Source organism: Bacillota bacterium, assembly GCA_024655925.1.
In the GTDB taxonomy this organism is placed as follows: Bacteria; Bacillota; DTU025; order DTU025; family JANLFS01; genus JANLFS01.
Genome location: JANLFS010000109.1, coordinates 8,485 through 9,279, shown reverse-complemented (window position 1 = coordinate 9,279; position 795 = coordinate 8,485). Strand labels below are relative to the sequence as shown.

General features: G+C 57.7%; 1 protein-coding gene. It reads left to right on the top strand.

The features are described from left to right. The coding region (locus NUW23_13530; GenBank protein ID MCR4427181.1) for an ABC transporter substrate-binding protein at nt 1–688 on the top strand (688 nt) is incomplete at its 5' end. Nucleotides 689–795: the final 107 nt, after the last annotated feature.

The following is a 795-nucleotide window of genomic DNA, read 5'->3' as shown; positions in this document are numbered from 1 at the left end:
CAAAGCCATCGACATCGATGCGGCGTTCAAGGCTGTCGTGGCTCCTTTCGGCGAGAGGGCCTACGGGCAGTGCCCGCCATGGGTGCCTTTCGGCTACGATCCGACCCTCAAGGGCCTGTGGAAGTACGACCCCAAGGCGGCACAAGCACAACTGGCCAAGGCCGGCTTCAAGGATACGAACGGCGATGGCATCCTCGACCGCAATGGCAAGCCTCTCAAGGTGGAGATCAAGACCATACCGGGTTCCCAGGTTCGAGTGTTGACCATTCTCGTGACTCAACTCAGAGAGCTCGGAATTGACGCGTCAGTCTTGCAGCAGGACACGGCCGTATGGGTTGCAGACCTGATCGACGGGAACTCCACTGTGTTCTTCGACTTTAGCTTCGCCGGCACGACGGGGCTGCATTCCCTGTTCCACAGCAGCAGCATCGGCAAGACCAATGCCCACTTCTACTCCAACACCACGGTTGATTCTCTGCTCGATGAGGCGCTTCGCACCGTAGATCAGAAGAAACTCGAAAGTCTGTGGAAACAGGCCCAGAAGAAAGTCATGGAAGACAGGGCAGTGATCCCCCTCTACTTCGAATGGGGTTACTCGATAGTCAGCGACAGGGTCAACGATTTCGTCCCGCCGTGGGGTGGCCTGCACCTTGTATCTCTGGAGAACAACGTGTGGCTTTCGAAGTAACATCACACGTGTCACCGTCTCCCGAGATGAGGGCGTGAGATAGAGCAAGAGCCCCGTCCTTCTCCTGGGAGGGACGGGGCTTTCGACAGGAGAGTCCAGCAGTGCTC